At 71.5% G+C, this 17,675-nt stretch carries 16 protein-coding genes; 10 read left to right on the top strand and 6 right to left on the bottom strand.

Going from position 1 to position 17,675, the window contains the following annotated elements:
* Positions 1-21 precede the first annotated feature (21 nt).
* Complete coding sequence (locus DMB66_RS01750; RefSeq protein WP_125802195.1) at positions 22-405, top strand: MmcQ/YjbR family DNA-binding protein; 384 nt, start codon at positions 22-24, stop codon at positions 403-405.
* Here the strand turns inward: DMB66_RS01750 and DMB66_RS01745 are convergent.
* On the bottom strand, positions 402-1,367 hold the full coding sequence (locus tag DMB66_RS01745; protein ID WP_125802194.1) for a cellulose binding domain-containing protein: 966 nt from the start codon (positions 1,365-1,367) through the stop codon (positions 402-404). The two genes, DMB66_RS01750 and DMB66_RS01745, sit on opposite strands and share 4 nt — an antisense overlap.
* Before the next feature lie 130 nt (positions 1,368-1,497).
* Between DMB66_RS01745 and DMB66_RS01740 the strand changes: the two genes are divergently transcribed.
* Positions 1,498-2,688 carry a monooxygenase gene (locus DMB66_RS01740; protein ID WP_125802193.1) on the top strand — a complete coding sequence of 397 codons (1,191 nt, stop codon included), beginning with the start codon at positions 1,498-1,500 and terminating at the stop codon, positions 2,686-2,688.
* A gap of 52 nt (positions 2,689-2,740) precedes the next feature.
* Here the strand turns inward: DMB66_RS01740 and DMB66_RS01735 are convergent, their stop codons facing one another.
* Positions 2,741-4,255, bottom strand: coding sequence for a M20/M25/M40 family metallo-hydrolase (locus tag DMB66_RS01735; RefSeq protein ID WP_125802192.1), 1,515 nt, complete (start codon positions 4,253-4,255; stop codon positions 2,741-2,743).
* A gap of 323 nt (positions 4,256-4,578) precedes the next feature.
* Between DMB66_RS01735 and DMB66_RS01730 the strand changes: the two genes are divergently transcribed.
* Positions 4,579-5,583, top strand: a complete 1,005-nt coding sequence (locus DMB66_RS01730) for a LacI family DNA-binding transcriptional regulator (protein ID WP_125802191.1) — start codon at positions 4,579-4,581, stop codon at positions 5,581-5,583.
* A gap of 10 nt (positions 5,584-5,593) precedes the next feature.
* Here DMB66_RS01730 and DMB66_RS01725 read toward each other — a convergent pair whose 3' ends face one another.
* Entirely contained in the window at positions 5,594-7,153 is a 1,560-nt protein-coding gene (locus DMB66_RS01725) for a UxaA family hydrolase (protein ID WP_125802190.1), read from the bottom strand.
* Between the two features lie 100 nt (positions 7,154-7,253).
* Between DMB66_RS01725 and DMB66_RS01720 the strand changes: the two genes are divergently transcribed.
* The 3 genes from DMB66_RS01720 to DMB66_RS01710 are packed head-to-tail and all read left to right on the top strand — an operon-like array spanning position 7,254 to position 10,474.
* A complete protein-coding gene (locus tag DMB66_RS01720) occupies positions 7,254-8,723 on the top strand; it encodes a tagaturonate reductase (RefSeq protein WP_158647109.1) in 1,470 nt (489 codons plus the stop codon).
* Positions 8,723-9,358 (top strand): bifunctional 4-hydroxy-2-oxoglutarate aldolase/2-dehydro-3-deoxy-phosphogluconate aldolase, encoded by a 636-nt coding sequence (locus tag DMB66_RS01715; RefSeq protein WP_125802188.1) that lies wholly within the window; start codon positions 8,723-8,725, stop codon positions 9,356-9,358. Before DMB66_RS01720 ends, DMB66_RS01715 begins: the two co-directional genes overlap by 1 nt.
* A 12-nt stretch (positions 9,359-9,370) precedes the next feature.
* Complete coding sequence (locus DMB66_RS01710) at positions 9,371-10,474, top strand: sugar kinase (RefSeq protein ID WP_125802187.1); 1,104 nt, start codon at positions 9,371-9,373, stop codon at positions 10,472-10,474.
* A 27-nt stretch (positions 10,475-10,501) separates the two neighbouring features.
* Here the strand turns inward: DMB66_RS01710 and DMB66_RS01705 are convergent, their stop codons facing one another.
* On the bottom strand, positions 10,502-11,128 hold the full coding sequence (locus tag DMB66_RS01705) for a TetR/AcrR family transcriptional regulator (RefSeq protein WP_199751739.1): 627 nt from the start codon (positions 11,126-11,128) through the stop codon (positions 10,502-10,504).
* A gap of 129 nt (positions 11,129-11,257) precedes the next feature.
* On the opposite strand from DMB66_RS01705, the gene DMB66_RS01700 reads away from it, so the two are divergent.
* Together DMB66_RS01700 and DMB66_RS01695 are read left to right on the top strand one after the other, a co-directional pair.
* Entirely contained in the window at positions 11,258-12,706 is a 1,449-nt protein-coding gene (locus DMB66_RS01700; RefSeq protein ID WP_125802186.1) for an MFS transporter, read from the top strand.
* A 147-nt stretch (positions 12,707-12,853) separates the two neighbouring features.
* Complete coding sequence (locus tag DMB66_RS01695) at positions 12,854-14,194, top strand: cellulase family glycosylhydrolase (RefSeq protein WP_125802185.1); 1,341 nt, start codon at positions 12,854-12,856, stop codon at positions 14,192-14,194.
* 44 nt (positions 14,195-14,238) lie between these two features.
* Here the strand turns inward: DMB66_RS01695 and DMB66_RS01690 are convergent, their stop codons facing one another.
* Entirely contained in the window at positions 14,239-14,742 is a 504-nt protein-coding gene (locus DMB66_RS01690) for a hypothetical protein (RefSeq protein ID WP_125802184.1), read from the bottom strand.
* Positions 14,743-14,954: 212 nt separating this feature from the next.
* Between DMB66_RS01690 and DMB66_RS01685 the strand changes: the two genes are divergently transcribed.
* Complete coding sequence (locus DMB66_RS01685) at positions 14,955-15,335, top strand: Rid family detoxifying hydrolase (protein ID WP_125802183.1); 381 nt, start codon at positions 14,955-14,957, stop codon at positions 15,333-15,335.
* Between the two features lie 494 nt (positions 15,336-15,829).
* Here the strand turns inward: DMB66_RS01685 and DMB66_RS01675 are convergent, their stop codons facing one another.
* The gene (locus DMB66_RS01675) at positions 15,830-16,660 is read right to left on the bottom strand and encodes a HEAT repeat domain-containing protein (protein WP_158647108.1); all 831 of its coding nucleotides are present in this window, start codon (positions 16,658-16,660) and stop codon (positions 15,830-15,832) included.
* Positions 16,661-17,025: 365 nt separating this feature from the next.
* On the opposite strand from DMB66_RS01675, the gene DMB66_RS01670 reads away from it, so the two are divergent.
* On the top strand, positions 17,026-17,658 hold the full coding sequence (locus DMB66_RS01670; RefSeq protein ID WP_125802181.1) for a hypothetical protein: 633 nt from the start codon (positions 17,026-17,028) through the stop codon (positions 17,656-17,658).
* Positions 17,659-17,675: the final 17 nt, after the last annotated feature.

The following is a 17,675-nucleotide window of genomic DNA, read 5'->3' as shown; positions in this document are numbered from 1 at the left end:
CCCGCCGCGTAGCCTCGGCCCATGGCTGATGCTGAGGATGTCCGCCGTCTGGCGCTGGCCCTGCCGCAGGTCGTGGAGATCGCGAGCGACGGCTTCGACTTCCGGGTGGGTGGCAAGGGTTTCGTCTGGTCCTACCCCGAGCGCCGGCCCGGCCAGCCGCGGCTGATCCGTACCGACGTCGCGGTGTTGTTCGTGGGCGACGAGGCCGAGAAGCAGGCGCTGCTGCTCGGCGAGCCCGCCGTCTTCTTCACCACGCCCGGATACGACGGCCTGCCCCTGGTCATGCTGCGCCTGGCCGAGGTCGGCGTCGAGCGGCTGAGCGAACTGGTGACCGACGCCTGGCGGATGCGCGCGCCGGCGGAGCTCGCCGGCGCGCTCGACGAGGACCGGCGCGGGGTGAGCTAACCGCCCGCCGGGTAGGGCACCTCCGCCACGCCGGAGAAGTTGTCGACGGCGTTGAGGCTCCGTACCCCGAGGGTGTGACCGCCGCCCGGCGGCGCCTGGATGATCATCGAGGTGCCGCCGACCTGGCCGGCCGGTTGCCCGTCGACGGAGACCTCGTATCCGGCGATCGGGGGCGTGGCGAACGGCGACGGCATGGCCGGCGCCGTCCAGGACAGCCGCAGCAGGCCCGGGGCCGGGGTGTCCACCCGCAGGCCGGTCGGCGCGGGCGGCACCTCGTCGCCGCGCCAGATCCGCCCGAGCGACTGGTAGGAGAACGGCGAGACGTTGCCGGCCGCGTCCACCGCGCGAACGGCGAAGATGTAGATCCGGGGCGGCAGGGTCGCGCCGTTCGAGTAGACGTACCGGGTGTCGGTGACCGTGGCGCGCGGCACCTGGCTCTCCGACACCTCGTAACTCACCGGGCCCCGGTCGTCGGTCGACGGTGCCCAGGTGATGGTGAGGCCGGCGCTGATGTCGAAGACGAGCGGCCCGGGACGGCTGGGCGCGGTGTGGTCCGCCGGCACCCCGGCGCACTCGGCGCCGTTCAGCGTGCAGTTCGCCGGTGTGCCCTGCCCGTCGGCCACCCACCCGAACGTCGCCGACGAACCGGGCGCCAGGCGCGCGTTCCAGCTCTCGTTCGTCACGGCGTAGTGGTCGCCGGCCCGGGTGAACACGCCGCTGTGCGAACTGGTGACGCTGGTGCCGGCGGCGAGGTCGAACTCGACGCGCCAACCGTCCACCGTGGCCGCGGAGTCGTTGCGGACCGTGATGCTGCCGACGTAGCCCGTCGGCCACTGGCCCAGCCGGGTGAACACGGCGACGGCTCCGGCGGTGGCCGGCACCGCCGCGGCGCCGGCCGTGGGGGTGAGGACGGCGGCGGCGCTCAGGGCGAGCGCCACGGTGATGCGGGCCGGAGGCGTCATATAGATGACGCTATATGGGAGCGGTCCTTGATCGAAAGGGGGGCTATTTCCGGGTTATCCCGGATGGGCCTCCGGTGTCTGTTATGGAGATGATGAACCGGCCGCACATCTGGCCCACCGGAAGGCAGTCATGGAATTCAAGCGACTCACCCTCGGCGCCGGCGCCACCCTCGGTGCCCTGCTGCTCGTCACGGCCTGCGGATCGGAGGGGGTCACCTCCCCGGACGGCGCGAACGGTGCCGCGGCGGCGAGTGCCGGTCCGCATGGCTCGCACAGCGCCTCGTCCCCGGCGCCGCCCCAGGCGCTGCGGACGGGTGAACGGTTCGTCGACCTCGCGCTCCCGCGGCCGTACACGCCGGCGGCGCCGAGCGGCGGCACCGATGAATACCGGTGCTTCGTCGTCGATCCGAAGCTGACCGAGTCCGCGTACCTGACCGGCAGCCGATTCCTGCCGCAGAACGCCGACATCGTCCACCACGCGATCTTCTACCGGCTGAGCCCGGAGCAGGCCAAGACCGCCGCGAACGTCGACGCCGAGTCGCCCGGCGAGGGCTGGACCTGCTTCGGCGACGCCGGGGTGCAGGGCGACACGGCCTGGGTCGCGCACTGGGCGCCCGGCGCCGGCGAGACGGTGATGCCGGCCGGCTTCGGCTTCGAGATGCCGCCGGGCAGCAAGCTCGTGATGCAGGTGCACTACAACCTGCTCGGCATCGCCGACAAGGCCAAGGCCTCCGACCAGTCCGGCATCCAGATGCGGATCGCGGACGGCGCGACGCCGTTGAAGGCGCTGGAGACCGCGCTGGCGATGGCGCCGATCGAGTTGCCCTGCGAAGCCGGCGGCACCGGCCCGCTCTGCGATCGCGCCGCCGCCGTCGCGGACGTCGCCAAGCGCTTCGGCGCGGAGTCCGGCGAGGCCGTCCAGCAGCTCAACCAGATGTGCAACGCCGGCGCCCCGCCGGTCGCCGGCAACACCCAGCATTGCGACCAGCCGGTGCGCCAGGCCGGCACGATCTATATGGCGGCCGGTCACATGCACCTGCTCGGCCGCGCGATCAAGGTCGAGATCAATCCGGGTACGGCGAAGGCGCGCACCGTCATCGACGTGCCGGAGTACAACTTCGACAACCAGGCGCTCAACACCCTCGCCGAACCCATCGCCGTCGGCAAGGACGACACCGTGCGCGTCACCTGCACCCACGACGCGACGCTGCGCAAGCAGTTGCCGCAGCTCAAGTCGCTGCCGCCGCGGTACGTGGTGTGGGGCGAGGGCACGAGCGACGAGATGTGCCTGGGCATCATGGTCTTCGCCCCCGCACCCTGAGCGACTGAGAGCCCGGGCCGGGGTGGTGCTTGGCGCACCACCCCGGTCGGTGTCAGCGGAGCGCGTGCGGTCCCTTGTAGTCGAAGTCCGGGGCTGCCTTCCGGGCGGCCCTGAGGCTGCCGTCCGGGAACAGGCCGGTCTTGGTGACCGCGAGGGTGTAGACGGCGTGGGTCGCCGCGTCGCCCAGCTCGTGGAGGGCGGCGGTGTTGAGGTTGTTGGTGGTGTCGCACGCCGCGTGGTAGCACGGGTCGTACGGCGCGCCGGCGGTGCCGCCGTAGACCGCCGCCTGCGCGGGGGTCTTGATGCCCTCGGCGCCGCTGAACAGGCCGCCGGCCGGGATGCCGACCGCGATGAACGGGCCGTAGTCGGAGCGGCCGTTGAACTCGGTCGGTTCCGAGGCCAGGTTCTGACTCGCGAAGTAGTTGTTGAAGACGGCCTCGATCTGGTCGGAGCCGGGCGGACCGGCGTCGCCGGCCCCGGAACCGTCGCCGTCGTAGACGAACCGGACATAGTTCGGGGAGCCGAGCATGTCGAAGTTGAGGTTGGCGTAGATCTTGCCGAGCTCGGTGTCACTGAGGTTGGCGACGTAGTGCTCGGAGCCGAGCAGGTTGGCCTCCTCGGCGCCCCAGAACGCGAAGCGGACCTTCTGCCTCGGCTTGACCTTCAGCGCCGCCATCTGCTCGGCGATCTCGAGGATCGCGGCCGTGCCGCTGCCGTTGTCGTTGATGCCGGGGCCCGCCACGACCGAGTCGAGGTGCGCGCCGACGACCACGACCTTGTTCGGGTCGCCGCCGGAGGTGTCGGCGATGACGTTGGTGGTCTTCGCGGCATCGTCGGTGACGGTGGAGGTCGTCACCCGGGCGGTGACCGGCCCGGCCTGGGTGGCGGCGTACAGGGCCGCCCCGTCGGCGAAGCTCACGCCGACGACCGGAATGCCGAAGGCGCGCCCGAGGGTGCCGATGAACAGGCCGTCGCGGCCGGGCTGACCCTCGTTGAAGAAGATCACGGCGTCGTAGCCGGCGGCCACGGCGTTGGCGGCCTTGACCTCGAAGAAGCAGGTGCCGCGCTGGATGAGCGCGATCGACGGTCCCGCGGGTGCCGGCGGGAAGTCGGCGGCCTCGCAGCCCGAGGTCGAGCCGGGGGTGGCCGGCGGCGGGATCAGCACGTCATTGGTCGGCACGACGGTGCCGGTGACCGTGCCGCTGCCGGAGAAGGGGTACGTGCCCGTCTGGTACGTGGTGGGTGTCGGCGTGACCTGCGCCAGCGTGGCGGGAGCCAGCTCCCGGAAGAACGGGAACGTGAACTCCTGCTCCTTGACCTTGTAGCCGGCCGCCTTGAGGGTGTTCTTCACGTAGGCCGCGGACGCCGCGTAGCCGGGCGTGCCGGAGGCGCGGGTGCCGCCGTTGTTGTTGGCGATGCGCTGCAGGGCCCGTTCGTGGCCGAGAATGCCGCTGACCGTGACGGCGTCGCGGATCTTCTTGCTGTTGACGGTGTCGACGGCGGCCGCCGGTGACGCGGCCAGCGTCACGAGCAGCAACACTGCCGCGGGAATGGCTAATTTGCGCACTTACCCTCCCAGGTCACTTGTGGGTGTGTGTGTCCCCATCGCGGCGGCGAGGACACGGCATGACCCGCAGCGACGAGGGCGATACTCGGTGAGCTTCTCGTGCAGGCTAGCCGCCTTCGAATGGTGCCGGGAGGACAGGTCCGCAATGGACTCGGGAATGCAGCCGAATGGCCAGATCTGCTGTCTGAGGTCCGACAAGGCGTCAGGTTTGCAAACGTATGCGGGAATGTTGCAGGAGCGGTCAGGCGGGCCCGCGCCCTCGCTATGCTGGCGGCGGAGCACCGCCCAGTGGAGGCGGCCTGGGCGATGAGGGAGAGGCGCGCGTGCGCACGACCGTGCATGACGTCGCGAGCGCGGCCGGCGTCTCGGTCTCCACGGTGTCGCGGGCGCTCACCGGCGGCCGGGTCAGCCCCGCGACGCGCGAGAGCGTGCTGGCGGCGGCGGAACGCCTCGGCTACCAGCCCAACCGGGCGGCGCAGGGGCTGATCACCGGCCGCACCGGCAACCTCGGCCTGATCGTGCCGGACCTGCGTAACCCGTTCTTCGCCGACGTCGCCAAGGGCGTGACGGCGCGGGCCAGGTCCGTCAACTGCGGCGTGTTCATCAGCGACACCGACGAGGACGTCGCGGCCGAGCTCGAGGCGATCGCGACGCTGGGCCGCAACACCGACGGGGTCCTGCTCTGCTCGCCGCGCGCCGGGGACGACGACCTGCGGGAGGTGGCGGACCCGGAGTCGACGGTGCTGGTGCACCGCCGGGTGCCCGGGATGCTGTCGGTGGCCGGCGACATCGCGGACGGCACCCGGCAGGCCATCGGGCACCTGAGGGCGCTCGGGCACCGGTGTGTCGCCTTCGTCGCCGGTCCGGAGGACTCCTGGGCCGGCCAGCAGCGGCTGGCCGCGCTCGCGGAGCTCACCGCCGGCGGCGACATCGAGATCCTCCGGCTGGGTTCGGTGGCGCCCACCTTCCAGGGCGGCGTGCTCGCCGGTGATCTCGTGCTCGCCGGCCCGGCCACCGCGGTGCTCGCCTACAACGACCTGGTCGCCATCGGCCTGCTGCACCGGCTCGCCGCGCGGGGGGTCGCCGTGCCGGAACGGATCTCGGTGGTGGGCTACGACGACATCAGCCTGGCCGCGATGAGCCACCCGCCGCTGACAACCGTCGCGGTGCCCAAGGGCAAGGCCGGCGCGGCCGCCCTGGAGTTGCTGCTGCGCCGGATCGGCGGCACGGACGGATCACCCCGGCGTACGGGCGCACCGCGGGAGCCGGAGGTCACGCTGGCCACCAGCCTGGTCGTGCGGGCCTCCTCCGGGGTCGCACCGCCCTGACCGGAAGGGCTCAGGTCACCGCGCCCAGTTGCCACGGCACGAACTCGTCGCGGCCCAGGTCGAGCTCCTCGCTGACGGTCGGGCGCCCGGACGCCACGTCGAGGACGGCCTGCAGGATCTCGTCGCCCAGTTCTTCGATCGTGGTGCTGCCGTCGGCGATGCCGCCGGCGTTGAGGTCCATGTCGTCGCGCATGCGCTCGTACATCGCCGTGTTCGTCGCGATCTTGATGCACGGGACCGGTTTCGTGCCGAGCACCGAGCCCCGCCCGGTGGTGAAGCAGACGACGTTCGCGCCGCCGGCGACGAGCCCGGTGACCGAGACCGGGTCGTAGCCCGGGGTGTCCATGAAGGTGAAACCGGTGGCGGTCACCCGCTCGGCGTACTCGTAGACCGCCACCAGTTCGGCGGTGCCGCCCTTCGCGACCGCGCCCAGTGACTTCTCCAGGATGGTGGTCAGGCCGCCGGCCTTGTTGCCCGGCGACGGGTTGTTGTCCAGCGTGCCGCCGCCGGCCCGCAGATAGCCGTGCCACCACTGGATCCGGTCGAGCAGGCGCTGGCCGACCTCCCGGCTGACCGCGCGCCGGGTGAGCAGGTGTTCCGCGCCGAAGACCTCGGGCGTCTCCGCCAGGATCGTGGTCGCGCCCTGGGCCACCAGCAGGTCCGAGGCGCGGCCGAGGGCGGGATTGGCGGTGATCCCGGAATATCCGTCGGAGCCGCCGCAGTTGAGCCCGAGCACCAGCGCCGACGCCGGCACGGTCTGCCGCCGGCGCAGCGCCACCTGCTCCAGCAGCCCTCGGACCGCCTCGACCCCGGCGCGGACCGTGGCGCGGATGCCGCCCTGCTCCTGGATGACCAGTTGCTCGACCAGGGTGTCCGCGGCGTGCGGGCCGCCGGCCAGGGTCTCCGGGGCGATCATCTCGCAGCCCAGCCCCAGCACCAGGAGCGCGCCGATGTTCGGGTGGCCGGCATATCCGCGCAGGGTGCGCTGCAGCAGCAGGCCGCCGTCGCTGGTGGGCACCAGCCCGCAGCCCGAGTCGTGGGTGAGCGCGACGACGCCGTCGACGCCCGGGTACGCCTCCAGCGCCGGGCCGCGGAACTGGTCGGCGATCATGCGTGCCGTCGACGCGGAGCAGTTGACCGAGGTCAGGATGCCGACGTAGTTGCGGGTGCCGACCGAGCCGTCCGCGCGGACGAAACCTTCGAAGGTGCGTCCGCGCCGGGCCGGGGGGATCGTCACCCGGGCCGTGCCGAACTCGTACGCGTGGTCGACGGAGTCCATGGCCAGGTTGTGGGTGTGCACGTGGTCGCCCGGGCGCACCTCGCGGGTCGTGCGGCCGATCGTCTGGCCGTACTTGTGCACCCGCGAGCCGGGTGGGAGCCCGCGCACCGCGACCTTGTGGCCTTGCGGCACCGGGGCCGAGACGGTCAGCGCGAGATCGCCGTGCCGCAGCGCCAGGCCCGGCGCCAGATCCCGCAGCGCCACCGCGACGTCGTCGTCGGCGCCCAGCAACAGGGCGTGTTCCGTGAGCGGGTCGGGCAGAAGCTGGTCAGGCAGAAGCTGGTCGGGCATGGGGCTTCCTCAACCGGTTGTGAAAAGTTGCGGGAACGTTTTCACTCTGTATCATCGCACGCAGTCGATGCGCCGTCCACGTGCCACGGAGAGGAATCACGTGACCTTGGCCAGGCAAGAGCTGCGCGCCCTCAGCAGCGCGAGCACGTCTCGCGCCGAGCTGCCCGTGCGGATCCTGCAGATCGGTGCCGGCAACTTCCTGCGCGCGTTCGCCGACCTGATGGTGCACCAGGCCAACGAGGCCGGCGTGCTCCGGCACGGGATCGCGGTCATGAAGGTCACGCCGCGGCCGGAGCCGGTGACCGGCCGCCTGGCCGAGCAGGACGGCCTCTTCCACGTCGTCCTCGACGACGGCTCGGTCGCCCGGACCACCCTGGTCACCGCCGTACGCGAGGTGGTCAGCGCCTACCAGGACTGGGACCGCTGCCGCGCCCTGATCCGCGGCGAGGACCTGCGCCTCGTCGTCTCCAACACCACCGAGGCGGGCATCGCCTTCGTGGCCGGCGACGACCTCACGGCGGCACCGCCCGCCTCGTTCCCGGCGAAGATGACCGCGCTGCTCTACGAGCGCTGGCGGCACTTCGGCGGCGACCCCGCCCGGGCGCTGTCGTTCCTGCCCTGCGAGCTCACCGAGGACAACGGCACGACCCTGCGGTCGATGGTGCTCCGGCACGCCGGGGACGCGGGTCTCGAGGGTGAGTTCCGGCGCTGGGTCGCCGAGGACTGCCGGTTCTACGACACGATCGTCGACCGGATCGTGCCGGGCCTGCCCGAGCACGAGGCCGAGGAGATCAGGCAGACCCTGGGGTACGACGACCGGCTCATCGTCCGCGGCGAGGCGTACGGGCACTGGGCGATCGCCGGCGACCCCGCCATCCGCGACGAGTTCCCGCTCGACCGCGCCGGCCTGCCCGTCGAGTTCCTGACCGACATCCGGCCGTACCGGGAGAAGAAGGTCCGGGTGCTCAACGGCGCGCACACCGCGCTGGCCGCGGTGGGGCCGCTGCTGGGCTGCCGCACCGTGCTGGAGGCCATCGGGCACCCGCTCGCCGGAGCCTACGCCCGGCGGCTGCTCGACACCGAGGTGCTCCCGAGCCTGCCCGGTGACCCCGCGGAGCTGCGCCTCTTCGCCGGCGCGATCCTGGCACGCTTCGGCAATCCCGTGCTGCGGCACCGGCTGTCCGACATCGCGCTCAACGCGACGGACAAGTGGCGCACCCGGAACCTGCCGGTGGTCCTCGACGCCTGGGCCGCCGGGCGCGCCGCCCCGCTGAGCCTGGTCGCCCTGGCGTGCCTGCTGGCCGGATATGCCGGCGTCCTGGGCGACCTGCCGGTGCGCGACGATCCGGCGGTGCTCGCGCGGGTCCGCGACAGCTTCACCGCCCACGATCCGCAGGGCTGGCTCACCGACCTGTTCCCGGCGCTCGGCTGGGCCGGCATCCTCGGCGCGCCGGGCGTGACGCGGCTCGCCGCCGAGACCGCCGTGCCCCTGCGCGCCCTGCTCGGCGGTGACCCCGTGGGGGCACTGACGGGCCTGCTGACGAACGCCCCCGGGCTCGACGAGGAGTGATGACCGTGCATGAGATCTGGCGGCAACTGGGCGACCACGCGCTCGTACCGGTGGTGGTGCTCGACGACCCGGCCGCCGCCCATCCGCTCGGCCAGGCCCTGGTCGACGGCGGGCTGCCGGTCGCCGAGGTCACCTTGCGCACGCCCGAGGCGCTCAAGGGCATCCAGGAGCTGGCCGGGCACGGCGGCCTGCTCGTCGGCGCCGGCACGGTGCTGACGGTCGAGCAGGTCGACCTCGCCGTCGCGGCCGGCGCCCGGTTCGTCGTCTCGCCCGGCCTGTCGCGCGCCGTGGTCGAACGGTGCCGGGCTGTCGGCGTACCGGTGCTGCCCGGCGCCGTGACCGCGACCGAGGTCCAGGCGGCGCTCGAGCTCGGTCTCGAGGCCGTGAAGTTCTTCCCCGCCGGCACCTCCGGCGGGCCGGCGGCGGTCGCCGCGCTGGCCGCGCCCTTCGCCGGCGTGCGGTTCGTCCCCACCGGGGGCATCGACGCCGGCAACGCCGGCGACTACCTCGCGCTGCCGTCGGTCCTGGCCGTCGGCGGTTCGTGGATGGTGCCGCGCGCCGCGATCAAGGCCGGCGACTTCGCCCGGGTACGCGAGCTGACCAGCCAGGCCGTCGCCGCCGTCCGCGGACGTTGAGAGAGGTCCACCATGCCGGTTCTGCCGCTCAGGTCCGCCGAGTCCTGCCGCTACGACGCCGTGAGCCTCGGTGAGGTGATGCTGCGCCTCGACCCGGGCGAGGGCCGGGTCCGCACGACCCGGTCCTTCCGCGCCTCGGAGGGCGGCGGCGAATACAACGTCGCCCGGGGGCTGCGGCGGGTCTTCGGGCTGCGCACCGCGATCGTCACCGCGCTCGCCGACAACGAGGTGGGACGGCTGGTCGAGGACTGCATGCTGACCGGCGGGGTCGACACCAGCTACGTGCGGTGGATCCCGTACGACGGTGTCGGCCGGGCCGTCCGCAACGGGCTCAATTTCACCGAGCGTGGTTTCGGCGTACGCGGCGCCGTCGGGGTCTCGGACCGCGGCCACACAGCCGCCTCGCAGTTGCGGGCGCAGGACGTCGACTGGGACCACCTGTTCGGTAAGGACGGGGTCCGCTGGCTGCACACCGGCGGGATCTTCGCCGCGCTGTCGGACACCGCCGCGGAGACGACCCTGGCCGCCGTGCACGCCGCCCGCCGCCACGGCACCGTGGTCTCCTACGACCTCAACTACCGCCCCAGCCTGTGGAAGGCGGTCGGTGGCACCGCCCGGGCGCGGGAGGTGAACGCCGGCATCGCCCCGCACGTCGATGTCATGATCGGCAACGAGGAGGACTTCACCGCCTGCCTCGGCTTCCCGGTGGACGGCGTCGACGAGGGCCTGCGCGAACTGCGGACCGAGTCGTTCGCGCGGATGATCGGCAAGGTGGCCGCCGAATACCCGCGTCTGCGGATCATCGCGACGACCCTGCGGGCGGTGCGCTCGGCGACCCGCAACGACTGGGGTGCCCTCGCCTGGTCGGCCCGGACGGGCGTGCTCGAGGCGACCCACCGCGCCGACCTCGAGATCCTGGACCGGGTCGGCGGTGGGGACTCCTTCGCCGCGGGACTGATCTTCGGGATCCTGGACGGCGCGACCCTGGCCGAGGCGGTCGAGTACGGCGCCGCCCACGGCGCCCTCGCCATGACCACCCCGGGAGACACGTCGATGGCCGGCAAGGCGGAGGTGCTCGCGCTGGCCGCCGGCGGGGGAGCACGGGTCCAGCGCTGAGGCCTGGGCGCCACGCCCGGCGGGGCGTCACCCGAGCAGGGCGTTGATCATGTCGCGGAGGGGGTCGACCAGCTCCTGCTCGCCGGCCGAGTCCAGCGGCTCCATCGCCGCCGTGGACCGGAGCAGGGCGATGCCGAGCGCGGCGGCCAAGGCGATCTGGGCGCGCAGCAGCAGCCGCTCGTCGTCGGGGTCGCCGGGCAGCCGGCCGGCGGTCGCCGCCAGGCGCTCGGCGAAGGAGCGCAGGACGCCGAGCCGGATCTGGTCGGCGCGGGCGTCGCCCGAGGAGCGCAGCAACAGCACCAGCAGGCTGGGGTGCTTGCCGGTGTGCGGCCCGGCGAGCTGCCGGGCGATGGCGTCCGGCACCTGATCGAGGGTCACGTTCGCGGCGACCGTGCGGCCGAGCTCGTCGGCGGCGCCGGTCAGGCAGGCCTTGAACAGGCCCTCCTTGGACGTGAAGTAGCGGTTGATGAGGGCCACGTTGACGCCGGCCTCGTCGGCGATGTCCCGCACGGTGGTGGCCGCATACCCGTCGGCGGCGAAGCGCCGCCGGGCGGCGTCGAGCAGCGACTGCTGGGTGCCGGCCGCGTCCCGGCGCCGCGGGCCGGGTGGGCCGGCCGGGCCGCCGATCACGGGATTCGGAGTACTCGTCGTCATGGCTTCCTTTCGCTCCGCTACCCACCCTAGCGGGCCCGCGAGTGTGACGTAAACAATCGTTGACTTTGCCGCCGGCCCGCCGATACTGGATGAAGTCAGCAAGTGTTTACATCTAGCTTCGGGGTTCTCATGACGCAAACCATCTCCGAGCCGCGCGACGCGGGTTCCGCCTCGGATTCGGGCCGCGGCACTGGCAGCACGCTGCTGGTGCTGTATCTGTCGCTGGGCGGCCTGGCGTTCGCGGTGCTGCAGTCGCTGGTGGCGCCGGCGCTGTCCACGATCGGGCGGGAGCTGGACGCCTCGACCGGGGACGCCAGCTGGGTGATCACGGCGTACCTGTTGTCTGCGTCGGTGCTGACGCCGATCCTCGGCCGGCTCGGTGACATGGTCGGCAAGCGCCGGGTGCTCATCGCGGTGCTGGCCATCCTGGCCGCGGGCACCCTGCTGGCCGCGCTGGCCCCCAACCTGGTCGTGCTGATCGTCGCCCGCGCGCTGCAGGGCGCGGCCGGTGCGATCCTGCCGCTGTCGATCGGCATCGTCCGCGACGAACTGCCGAAGGAGAAGGTCGGCGTCACCGTCGGGCTGCTGTCGGCGATCTTCGGGGTCGGCGCCGGCGTCGGCATCGTGGCCGCGGGCCCGATCGTGGAGCACCTGTCCTGGCACTGGCTGTTCTGGCTGCCGCTGGTCCTGGTCGTCATCGCGCTGCTCGGCACGGTCTTCGGGATGAAGGAGTCGCCGGTGCGCACGCCGGGCCGCCTCGACGTGCTCGGCGCGAGCATCCTGTCGGTCTCGCTGGTGTCACTGCTGCTGGCGATCAGCAAGGGCCAGGCCTGGGGCTGGGGCGAGGCGAAGACCGTCGGCCTGCTCGGGCTCGGCGTCGCCGCGCTGATCGTGTTCGTCCTGGTCGAGCTGCGGGTGAAGGAGCCGCTGATCGACATGCGGCTGATGCGGGTCCGCGGCGTGTGGGCCACCGACCTGGTCGCCCTCATCCTCGGCTTCGCGATGTTCGGCACCTTCCTGCTGGTGCCGACGCTGCTCCAACTGCCGGCCGCGACCGGGTACGGCTTCGGCAAGTCGGTGTCCCAGGCGGGCCTGTTCCTGCTGCCCACCGTCCTGATGATGATCGTGTTCGGCCCGCTGGCCGGGCTGCTGGACCGCCGCTTCGGTCCCAAGGTGCCGATGGTGCTCGGCGCCGTCTCGGTCGTCGTCGCGTTCGCGCTGCCGGCCCTCGGGCACGGCGCGATCTGGCAGGTGCTCGCCTCCGGCGTGCTCACCGGCGCCGGCATCGGCCTGGCGTTCGCGGCGATGTCCAACGCCATCATCGCCACCGTGCCCGCGGCGCAGACCGGTGAGGCCACCGGGGTCAACACCATCGCCCGGACCATCGGCAGCAGCATCGGCACGGCGGTCGTCGCGGCGGTCATCTCCTCGCACACCACGCCGCAGGGCCTGCCCACCGACGACGCTTTCACCTACGGCTTCTGGGTCTGCGCGGGGGTGGCCGTGCTGGCCGTCGTGGCCGCGCTCGCCCTGCCCTCGGCGCGCCGCCGTGGCGTGGCCGGAAGTCTGCCCGGCTGATCGCCTTGGGGGGAGGCCGGCGTCCTTCAGGGCGCCGGCCGCCTGCCATGCCGAAGGGATAAGCTCAATACGTTGGGAGCGCTCCCATTGTGATCGGAGATGACCCGTCGTAGCGTCGCATTGAGGTCCTTCGATCAGAGGTAGGTCATGAAGTCACGACTCGCCACCTTCGCCGCCGCCGTTCTCGCGGCCGCCGCGGCCGTCCTGTTCTCCGTCGGCCCCGCGTACGCCGCGACCGGCCTGCACGTCAGCGGGCGCGACATCGTCGAGTCCGGCGGCCAGACGTTCGTCATGCGGGGCGTCAACCACGAGCACACCTGGTTCGCCAACGAGACCGACTCGTTCGCCGACATCAAGGCGAAGGGCGCCAACACGGTACGGGTCGTGCTCAGCGGCGGGCGCTGGACGGCCAACAGCGCCGCCGACGTGGCCAACGTGATCGCGCTCTGCAAGCAGCACAAGCTCATCTGCGTCCTGGAGGACCACGACACCACCGGGTACGGCGAGGACGGCGCGGCCTACACCCTGGATCAGGCGGTCAACTACTGGATCGGCCTCAAGAGCGTGCTGGTCGGCCAGGAGGACTACATCAGCATCAACATCGGCAACGAGCCGATCGGCAACACCAACGCGGGCCAGTGGACCAGCGCCACGGTCGCGGCGATCCAGAAGATGCGCAGCAACGGATTCCAGCACCTGCTCATGGTCGACGCGCCCAACTGGGGCCAGGACTGGACCTACGTCATGCGGGACAACGCGCAGACCGTGCTTGACGCCGACAGCCAGCACAACACCGTGCTGTCCATCCACATGTACGCGGTGTTCAACACGGCCGCGTCCATCACGTCCTACCTGGACACCTTCCGGAGCAAGGGCTGGCCGCTGGTGATCGGCGAGTTCGGCTGGCAGTTCGGCGCCGGCGAGGTGGACGACCAGACCCTGATGGCCGAGGCGGTCGCCCGCAACCTCGGCTACCTGGGATGGTCGTGGGCCGGCAACAACGATCCGATCCTGGACATGACGGTCAACTTCGATCCGAACCAGCTCACCACCTGGGGCCAGCGGGTCTTCAACGGGCCGAACGGGATCAAGGCCACGGCCAGGGAGGCCGCCATCTTCGGCGGCCCGACCACGCCGCCGACCAGCACCCCGCCGACGACCACCCCGCCCACCACCCCGCCGGCCGGCGGCGGCTGCGTGGCCGCCTACTCGATCGCCGGTCAGTGGACCGGTGGCTTCCAGGGTGAGGTCCGGGTGACCGCCGGGAACGCCGCGGTCGGGAACTGGACCGTCACCCTGGCCTTCCCGAACGGGCAGACGGTGACGCAGGTGTGGAGCGCGACCGTGACCAGCAGCGGATCCACCGTGACCGCCCGCAACGTCGGCTACAACGGCAACCTCGCCGCCGGGGCCAGCGCGACCTTCGGCTTCCTCGGAACGTGGACCGGCACCAACGGCGTACCGGCCGTGACCTGTTCGGCGACCTGAGAGACCAGCCGGGCCTGGCGCCGTCGGGCGCCCGGCCCGGTGCCTCAGGAGCAGTGCTTGTCGACGGGGGACAGCCACTCGCGCAGGGTGGTGCCGAGCGCCTTGTTCACGTCATCGGTCGTCTTGACCTCACTGAACACCTTGGCGTCGGCCGCCTTGGCCTGCAACTGGTCGGCGGTCTTCTTGCCGTCGGTCCGCAGCTCCGGGTCGAGACTGTGCTGGGTGGCCAGCCGGATCGCGCCGGCGAACGCCTTCAGCGACTGCTGCACCTGCTGCTCGAAGGCCTTGTCGTCGCCGGCCTGCTTGCGGGCGTCGGCCAGCTTGGTGAGCGCCTCGGCCAGCGGCGCCATGTTCGTGCCGTACACCTGGCCGAGCGCCTCGCACGAGGATCTGATCGAGGCCTCGGCGGACCGCTGGGCCGCCGGCGGCGCGGTCGCCGAACCGATCCCCACGCCCGGCTCGCCGGGGGCGGGGTTCGTCGCGGTGCCGCACGCTCCCGCCGAGAGCAGCATGCCGCTGATGATGAGTGCCTGCACGGCCTGGCGCATCGGATCCTCCTGCTGAGCGGTCTGTCCGGGGAGCGGGCGGTGGGGGATGGGAGCGCTCCCATAGCCGCTCTGCACCATACGTCGCGGCGTCGTCCCAGTCTAGAGACGTCCTTCGATGCGGTGGGGGTGAGCCGTCGAGTTCCTGGACCGGATCGTGCCCATAATGCGCGTGGCTCCGGGACGGCCGGACCGCACGCGGCGAAAGGTGCATCATGATCCGGCAAGCAGTCTCCACCGAGCACGCCCCGCCCGCGATCGGTCCCTACAGCCAGGCGATCGTCGCCAACGGCTTCGTGTTCTGCTCGGGCACGGCGGGCATCGACCCGGCCACCGGCGTCGCGCCGGACGGCATCGAGGAGCAGACGGAACAGGCGCTGCGCAACCTCGACGCGGTGCTGACCGCCGCCGGCGCGTCGCTGGCGACGCTCGTCAAGACGACCATCTTCTACGCGAACGTGGAAGATTTCGCGGCCATCAACGCCATCTACGCCCGGCACATGCCCGACCCGCCGCCGGCCCGCTCGGCGCCGGCCAACGTCAAGCTGCCCCGCAACCTGCTCATCTCCATCGAGGCGATCGCCGTCCTGGCCTAGACCGTGCTCGGCGCCGGACTGCCGGCCTCGCCGCCGGCCTGACCCGCGCCGGGCCCTCGCGCTGGCCGTGGTGACGATTCCCGATTTACCCGGATTTCACCCACTTCTCGGCGTGGTCCACAGAGGTGGGTCTCGGCATCGCGATGGTCAGTGCGGTGACCGCCTTCGGGGCGGCCTCGTGGCAGGCGAACGCGGCGCCGGCCTCGCCGGACCCGTCGAGCCCGGCGCTCGGCCTTCCCCGGGTCTCCGACTCCGGTCCCGTTCCCGTGCCCGGCGCTCGGCCTTTCCCGGGTCTCCGACCCCGGTCCCGCTCCCGTGCCCGGCGCTCGGCCTTTCCCGGGTCTCCGACCCCGGTCCCGCTCCCGTGCCCGGCGCTCGGCCTTTCCCGGGTCTCCGACCCCGGTCCCGCTCCCGAGCCCGAGTAGAGCGCCGAGATCGACGCCATGCGGAAGCAGCTCCGGCCCTGACCACCGAGCACCGGCGAGTGGCGTTCGTCAGCGGGCCTTGGTCTGCGCTTCGGCACCCTCTCGTTCGGCGATCGCAGTTTGGATGCGACGCAGCGTGCGCAGCGCCTTCTTCGCCGCGGTGCGAACCTCCCCGTCGAACACGGTCACGCCACGGTCGCCGGCCATCAGCCGCTCCAGCGTCGGCACGGCCCGATCATCGCCGGTCGATCCGAGCGCGATGGCAGCCCAGTACCGCTGATCCGGATCCGGGCTGTCGGCCGCGGCCAGCAGCCGGGGCACCACCTCCGGCGTGAACAAGGCCAGCGTGCTGGCGAGAAAGCCGATCCGGGGAAACCGCCGATGCTCGAACTCGTGCCAGAGCGCCTCCAGTGCCGCGTCGCCGCCGATGCGGGCCAGGGCGTCGGCGGTGCGCTGGCGGAGCCAGTCGGCCTGATCGCCGAGCAACGGCCGCAGCGCGGGCACGACCGAGGCGTCGCCGAGGCGGCCGAGCGCGGTCACCGTCTCGCCCCGGACGATCCACTGCGAGTGGTCGAGGAGCGTGACGAGCTGGGGCACGGCGTCCCGGATGTCCATCGCCGCGCAACCCATCGCGGCCCACGCCTGACAGTTGTAGCGGGTGTCGGCGAGCGCGGCGAGCAACGGCTCCCGCAGCCCGGCGTCGGCGAAGACGGCCGCCTGGTTCATCGCCCGCGAATACAACGACCTGTGGAAATCCCGGTAGTCGCGGACGAGCGCGTGCAGCGCCGCGATGGCTGACTCATCACCGTGCGTCCTGGCCCGGTCGAGCAGGAGGTGCACGTGCGCTTCGCGGGTCTCGAGGTCTCCCGATCGAAGGCCTTGCAGGTCAGCGGGATTCACCGCCCGACCATACGCGCCGGCATCCCCACGGCCGGACCCGGCCGTCACGAGCTCACGGACGACGCGTCGGCATAGCCGATGAGGGCGCATTCGATCATGGCGAGGTGAGCTTTGCCGTACATAAACCAGGCCTGACTCGGGCCAGCGGGGGAGCGGTCGCCGATTGGTAGGATGCCCTTCCATCACTCGAGCACCGAAGGTGAGCGACGCGGGCAGGTTTGACGGCATGAAAGGGAATTCGCGGAAGGGGGCAGCGCAGCATGACTTCTGGGAATCTTCCTCCATCGCCGCCCGGAACGCCGCCACCACCACCGCCCCCGGAACCTCGGTGGTTGGCGCGACAATGGGCAAGCCACGGAAATCAGTTGAGCCTGCTGGCGATGATGATCCTCGGCATTGCGGCGTTGATAGGTGTCGGCACGCGGCAGGGGTGGTGGTATGGCGGTTTGGCTGCTCTCGCGGTTGGCATCGGCACCACCGGCGTTCCCATTATTTGGTCATTCCTTGGCTTCGTCCCGTTGAACGATCCTGGTCCCTGGTTCGAGCAGGCTCGCAATCTGGGAACGCACGCACCGAGACTTGAAGCGCACTACAAGCGCATCAAGGGCACCTTGAGGTACTGGAAGAACAAGGCGGCGGCCCATCAGCGGCTGCATCAGGCCCGAGTGATGTGGAGCCTGATCTCTGGCGTCAGCCTTCCCCTGCTGGTGCAGCGGTTCGACAAGAACGCACCCGGAGCCATACTGTTCATGACGGTTTTCACCACATGGACCGGGCTGATCTCGGTGCTGGCCTACACATTGAAGTCAGAGGAAAAATATCAAGGCTTTCGACAGCAGGAGTCGGACTTCTATGATGAGGGCCGGAGACTCCTGGATTTTGCCGATCCCGCCGATCCAAAGTTCGCGGAATCGGTAGACGCGTATATCAGAATCATCGACCAGATACGCAGAGTGGGCCGCCGCGTAGAAACCGGAAGTCCGCCGTCTGCCGTTTAGGCGCTGCTGTCACGTCC

The sequence above is a fragment of the Actinoplanes sp. ATCC 53533 genome, assembly GCF_003947245.1.
Note: the sequence above shows the minus strand (reverse complement) of the source record. Positions and strands in the feature narration are given on the sequence as shown.

Excerpts from the sequence above, each read along its gene's own strand:
- DMB66_RS01700 (WP_125802186.1), top strand. The coding sequence starts at position 11,258 with ATGACGCAAACCATCTCCGAGCCGCGCGACGCGGGTTCCGCCTCGGAT.
- DMB66_RS01740 (WP_125802193.1), top strand. The coding sequence starts at position 1,498 with ATGGAATTCAAGCGACTCACCCTCGGCGCCGGCGCCACCCTCGGTGCC.
- DMB66_RS01745 (WP_125802194.1), bottom strand. The coding sequence starts at position 1,367 with ATGACGCCTCCGGCCCGCATCACCGTGGCGCTCGCCCTGAGCGCCGCC.
- DMB66_RS01685 (WP_125802183.1), top strand. The coding sequence starts at position 14,955 with ATGATCCGGCAAGCAGTCTCCACCGAGCACGCCCCGCCCGCGATCGGT.
- DMB66_RS01705 (WP_199751739.1), bottom strand. The coding sequence starts at position 11,128 with ATGACGACGAGTACTCCGAATCCCGTGATCGGCGGCCCGGCCGGCCCA.
- DMB66_RS01710 (WP_125802187.1), top strand. The coding sequence starts at position 9,371 with ATGCCGGTTCTGCCGCTCAGGTCCGCCGAGTCCTGCCGCTACGACGCC.
- DMB66_RS01695 (WP_125802185.1), top strand. The coding sequence starts at position 12,854 with ATGAAGTCACGACTCGCCACCTTCGCCGCCGCCGTTCTCGCGGCCGCC.
- DMB66_RS01750 (WP_125802195.1), top strand. The coding sequence starts at position 22 with ATGGCTGATGCTGAGGATGTCCGCCGTCTGGCGCTGGCCCTGCCGCAG.
- DMB66_RS01725 (WP_125802190.1), bottom strand. The coding sequence starts at position 7,153 with ATGCCCGACCAGCTTCTGCCTGACCAGCTTCTGCCCGACCCGCTCACG.
- DMB66_RS01690 (WP_125802184.1), bottom strand. The coding sequence starts at position 14,742 with ATGCGCCAGGCCGTGCAGGCACTCATCATCAGCGGCATGCTGCTCTCG.
- DMB66_RS01715 (WP_125802188.1), top strand. The coding sequence starts at position 8,723 with ATGACCGTGCATGAGATCTGGCGGCAACTGGGCGACCACGCGCTCGTA.